This window comes from Pseudomonas sp. CG7, assembly GCF_023701885.1.
GTDB classification, from domain to species: domain Bacteria; phylum Pseudomonadota; class Gammaproteobacteria; order Pseudomonadales; family Pseudomonadaceae; genus Aquipseudomonas; species Aquipseudomonas zanjanensis.
Genome location: NZ_JABAEE010000154.1, coordinates 1 through 4,754, shown reverse-complemented (window position 1 = coordinate 4,754; position 4,754 = coordinate 1). Strand labels below are relative to the sequence as shown.

General features: G+C 61.5%; 3 protein-coding genes. 2 read left to right on the top strand and 1 reads right to left on the bottom strand.

Translation table 11 applies throughout. The annotated features are described in order from the left end of the window. Positions 1 to 126: 126 nt before the first annotated feature. Positions 127 to 1,797, bottom strand: coding sequence for a putative bifunctional diguanylate cyclase/phosphodiesterase (locus HGO40_RS30155; protein WP_250966013.1), 1,671 nt, complete (start codon positions 1,795 to 1,797; stop codon positions 127 to 129). A gap of 274 nt (positions 1,798 to 2,071) precedes the next feature. On the opposite strand from HGO40_RS30155, the gene rep reads away from it, so the two are divergent. Beyond that, the gene (rep, locus tag HGO40_RS30150; RefSeq protein ID WP_250966012.1) at positions 2,072 to 4,081 is read left to right on the top strand and encodes a DNA helicase Rep; all 2,010 of its coding nucleotides are present in this window, start codon (positions 2,072 to 2,074) and stop codon (positions 4,079 to 4,081) included. A gap of 56 nt (positions 4,082 to 4,137) precedes the next feature. Beyond that, the gene (locus HGO40_RS30145; RefSeq protein WP_042728997.1) at positions 4,138 to 4,710 is read left to right on the top strand and encodes a xanthine phosphoribosyltransferase; all 573 of its coding nucleotides are present in this window, start codon (positions 4,138 to 4,140) and stop codon (positions 4,708 to 4,710) included. Positions 4,711 to 4,754 lie beyond the last annotated feature (44 nt).

Genomic DNA, 4,754 nt, shown 5'->3' with positions numbered 1-4,754 from the left:
CCCCCCCGCCCCCCCGCGGGCCCCGTCGGGGGCCGGGGGATGTGCTGGATCCGCTTACTTACCACCTAAAAAATTCGCTTTAAGCCCCCCCCTTCGCGAGCAAGCCCGCTCCCACAGGGTTTTGTGTCAGCTGATTTCCAGCATCGACTGCTGATCACCCTCGAACGTCAAATATTCAACCAACTCCGGCAACGGCAACGGCTTGCTGATCAGGAAACCCTGCACCTGGTCGCAACCGAAACCGCGTAGCAAGTCCAGTTGTTCCTGGGTTTCCACACCTTCGGCCACCACCTCCAGGTTGAGGGTGTGGGCCAGGTTGATCATGGCGTGCACCAGTTTGCGGTTCTCTTCGCGCTGTTCCATGCCGCCGACGAAGCTCTTGTCGATCTTGAGCAAGGCGATCGGCAGGCTGTTGAGGTGCACGAACGACGAGAAGCCGGTGCCGAAGTCGTCCAGGGAGAAGCGCACCCCCAGGCGGCCCAAGGCATCCATGGTTTGCTTGACCAGTTCGCTGCGGCGCATGACGGCGGTTTCGGTGAGTTCGAATTCCAGCCATTGCGCCTCGACACCCCGCTCGGCAATCAGCCGGCTCAAGGTCGGCAGCAACTGGCTGTCCTGGAACTGCCGGAACGACAGGTTGACCGCCATGTGCAACGGCGCCAGCCCTCGCTCGCGCAGGGCCTGCATGTCCCGCAGCGCCCGGGAAATCACCCAGTAGCCCAGGGGCACGATCAGGCCGCTCTGTTCGGCCAGCGGCACGAACTCACTCGGCGGCAGCAAGCCGCGCTCGCCGTGACGCCAGCGCACCAGGGCTTCGAGGCCGACGATGTGGCCGCCATCGAGGTTCAATCGGGGCTGGTAATGCAGTTCCAACTCGTCGCGGCGCAGTGCCCGGCGCAGCTCGCTTTCCAGGTCGGCGAGGCTGCGGGCATTGCGATTGATGCGCTCGTTGAAGATATGAAAGGTGCAGCCCTGGGTGCTCTTGGCCTGTTGCATGGCGATGTGGGCGTGCCACATCAGCGGATCGGCGCCGGCCTGGGCGCGGGCATGGGCGACGCCCAGACTACAGCCGATCAGCAAGCTTTCACCGTCCACCCAATAGGGTTCGGCCAAGGCCTCGGTAATACGCTCGGCCATCCACTCGGCCCGCTGTGGTGCGCGGCGGGTGTCGATCAACAGGGCGAATTCATCACTGCCCAATCGCGCCAGTTGATCGCCGGCCTCGAGCGAGCTCTTGAGCCGCGACACCACTTGCAGGATCAAGCGGTCACCCGCCTGGTGGCCGAGGGCGTCGTTGGCGTGGCGAAAGTTGTCCAGGTCCAGGTGACCGAGCGCCAGGCCACGGCCGTCGTTTTCCGCCAGGCGCGCCGCCAGCAAGGTCTGGAAGCCCTGGCGATTGGCGATGCCTGTCAATGGGTCCTGTTCGGCGAGGCGCTGCAAGGTGTTTTCCAGCACGCCGCGTTCACGCACATGGCGCAGGCAACGACGCAGGGTCGCACTGTCGAGCACGTCGCGCACCAGCCAGTCGCTGACACCGTCGGGGGCAGCCGCCGGCTCGTGTTCAAGCAACAGGATGGTTGGCAGGCTGCAACGACCCGGCGCCGGTTGCAACGCCGCAACGGTCAGCAACACCGCGTTGCGATTGTCTTCGAACAGGCTGCACACTGACTCCCAGCTTGGAGCGCTGATCAACACGACCGAGGGCCCCAAGGGCACCAGGCACTCGCGCAAGATTGCTGCCCACTCTGGCTCTTGGGCCAATAACAGCAAACGCAAGGGTTCGACAGGCGTTGACAAGCTGACTCCCTAGACTCTGCAAGGTGGTAGGCGCCGGGCATTATGACCTGCCGATGGGCAATGACCAATGCCAATGGTTCTCAAACACGCGCTTTTCGGTGGTTTTTTCCGCTCGAAATGCTACGCAGGACCCAATTGGCTCCACATCCTGCGTGAAAGTGACAAAAGCGGCAAATGACAATCCTGTGTGCGTCACAAGTCGGACAGAGCAGCACAATTCTCTGAGCCTGTTAAACTGCCGGCCCATTTCGCAAACGACTCCCTGAACCCTGTCATGTCCCGACTCAATCCCCGGCAGCAAGAAGCCGTGAACTATGTCGGCGGCCCTCTTTTGGTGCTCGCCGGTGCAGGCTCCGGCAAGACCAGCGTGATCACCCGCAAGATCGCGCACCTGATCCAGAATTGTGGCATCCGCGCCCAGTACATCGTCGCCATGACCTTCACCAACAAGGCCGCCCGGGAAATGAAAGAGCGGGTTGGCGGCCTGCTGCGCGCCGGCGAAGGTCGCGGCCTGACGGTCTGTACCTTCCACAACCTGGGCCTGAACATCATCCGCAAGGAACACGCGCGGCTGGGCTACAAACCGGGCTTCTCGATTTTCGACGAGACCGACGTCAAGGCCCTGATGACCGACATCATGCAGAAGGAATATTCGGGCGACGACGGCGTGGATGAGATCAAGAACATGATCGGCGCCTGGAAAAACGACCTGATCCTGCCGCCCGAGGCCCTGGAGAACGCCCGCAACCCCAAGGAGCAGACGGCCGCCATCGTCTACACCCACTACCAGCGCACGCTCAAGGCGTTCAACGCGGTGGATTTCGACGACCTGATCCTGTTGCCGGTCAAGCTGTTCCAGGACCACGCCGACATTCTCGAAAAATGGCAGAACAAGGTCCGCTACCTGCTGGTGGACGAATACCAGGACACCAACGCCAGCCAGTATCTGCTGGTGAAGCTACTGATCGGCAAGCGCAACCAGTTCACCGTGGTGGGTGACGATGACCAGTCGATCTATGCCTGGCGCGGCGCGCGGCCGGAAAACCTGATGTTGCTCAAGGAAGACTACCCGTCGCTCAAAGTGGTAATGCTGGAGCAGAACTACCGCTCCACCAGCCGCATCCTGCGCTGCGCCAACGTGCTGATTTCCAACAACCCCCACGAGTTCGAAAAACAGCTGTGGAGCGAGATGGGCCACGGCGACGAGATCCGCGTGATCCGTTGCCGCAACGAAGACGCCGAAGCCGAGCGCGTGGCCATGGAAATCCTCAGCCTGCACCTGCGCACCGACCGGCCGTACAGCGACTTTGCGATCCTGTACCGCGGCAACTACCAGGCCAAGCTGATCGAGCTGAAATTGCAGCATCACCAGGTGCCTTATCGCCTGTCGGGGGGCAACAGCTTCTTCGGACGCCAGGAAGTGAAGGACCTGATGGCCTACTTCCGCCTGATCGTGAACCCGGACGACGACAACGCCTTCCTGCGGGTAATCAACGTGCCGCGCCGGGAAATCGGTTCGACCACCCTGGAAAAACTCGGCAACTACGCCACCGAGCGCAAGATCTCGATGTACGCCGCCACCGATGAAATCGGCCTGGGCGAACACTTGGACAGCCGCTTCACCGATCGCCTGGCGCGCTTCAAGCGCTTCATGGACAAGGTCCGCGAGCAGTGCGCCGGGGAAGATCCGATCTCAGCGCTGCGCAGCATGGTCATGGATATCGACTATGAGAACTGGCTGCGCACCAACAGCTCCAGCGACAAGGCTGCCGACTACCGCATGAGCAACGTCTGGTTCCTGATCGAGGCGTTGAAGAACACCCTGGAAAAAGACGAAGACGGCGACATGACGGTCGAGGACGCCATCGGCAAACTCGTGCTGCGGGACATGCTCGAGCGCCAGCAGGAAGAGGAAGAAGGCGCCGAAGGCGTGCAGATGATGACGCGGCATGCTTCCAAGGGCCTGGAGTTTCCCTACGTGTTCATCATGGGCATGGAAGAGGAAATCCTGCCGCACCGTTCCAGCATCGAGGCCGACACCATCGAGGAAGAACGGCGCCTGGCCTATGTCGGCATTACCCGGGCACGCCAGACGCTGGCCTTCACCTTCGCCGCCAAGCGCAAGCAATACGGCGAAGTAATCGACTGCGCACCGAGCCGCTTTCTCGATGAACTGCCGCCGGACGACCTGGCCTGGGAAGGTAACGACGACACGCCGACGGAAGTCAAAGTCGTTCGCGGCAACAGTGCCCTGGCGGATATACGCGCGATGTTAAAGCGCTAGAATCGACTACTTTTTTTACCGACTTCAGGCGCCCACGCGCCATCAGAGGAGGCTTCATGGAAGCCCTGCACCAGAAAATCCGCGAGCTAGGCATCGTGCTGTCCGACCAAGTCCTGAAGGTCGATGCGTTTCTCAACCACCAGATCGACCCGCAATTGATGAAGCTGATCGGCGACGAATTCGCCGCGCTGTTCAAGGATTCGGGCATTACCAAGATCGTCACCATCGAAGCCTCGGGCATTGCCCCGGCGATCATGACCGGGCTGAACCTTGGCGTGCCGGTGATCTTCGCCCGCAAGCAACAGTCCCTGACCCTGACGGAGAACCTGCTGTCGGCCACCGTGTATTCGTTCACCAAGAAGACCGAAAGCACCGTCGCCATCAGCCCGCGTCACCTGACCAGCAGTGACCGGGTGCTGATCATCGATGACTTCCTGGCCAACGGCAAAGCCTCCCAGGCGCTGATTTCCATCATCAAGCAGGCCGGCGCCACCGTGGCAGGTCTGGGGATCGTGATCGAGAAGTCATTCCAGGGCGGCCGCGCGGAATTGGATGCCCAGGGCTATCGCGTCGAGTCGTTGGCCCGGGTGAAGTCGCTGGCGGGTGGGGTTGTGACTTTTATCGACTGATCACTATTACCCCTGTGCCCCTGTGCCCCTGTGGGAGCGAGCTT

Coding starts and splice junctions, on each gene's coding strand:
- rep (WP_250966012.1), top strand. CDS start 2,072: ATGTCCCGACTCAATCCCCGGCAGCAAGAAGCCGTGAACTATGTCGGC.
- HGO40_RS30145 (WP_042728997.1), top strand. CDS start 4,138: ATGGAAGCCCTGCACCAGAAAATCCGCGAGCTAGGCATCGTGCTGTCC.